The sequence below is a fragment of the Haloferax profundi genome (genome assembly GCF_001469865.1).
GTDB classification, from domain to species: Archaea; Halobacteriota; Halobacteria; order Halobacteriales; family Haloferacaceae; genus Haloferax; species Haloferax profundi.
Genome location: NZ_LOPV01000381.1, coordinates 1 through 296, shown reverse-complemented (window position 1 = coordinate 296; position 296 = coordinate 1). Strand labels below are relative to the sequence as shown.

At 56.4% G+C, this 296-nt stretch carries 1 protein-coding gene; it reads left to right on the top strand.

Features of this window, described 5'->3' with window-relative positions:
- Positions 1–296: hypothetical protein (locus AUR66_RS22110; RefSeq protein WP_058572854.1), on the top strand; the 296-nt coding region annotated here is incomplete at both ends.

Here is a 296-nt window from a genome sequence, read left to right as displayed (position 1 = left end):
TTACCCGAACCTCCCCACAGAAGTCGTCAACGCCCTCAACGAGTTGGGGCAGAACCGTCTTCGGGACGTTGCCCGCTATGCCGAAGAGCTGGCCGAACACAAGGAGCGAGAGGCTCGTCTCAAGGACGAGTCACCGGAAGGCGAGATCGAAGAACGGTCGGACGACCTTCCAGACGATGTCCCCACGAAGGCGACGATCACGGTCAAAGAGATCAACAACAACCGATACTACTACTGGCAGTGGCGAGAGGGAGACAAAATCAAGTCGAAGTATAAAGGCCCAGTCAATCCAGACG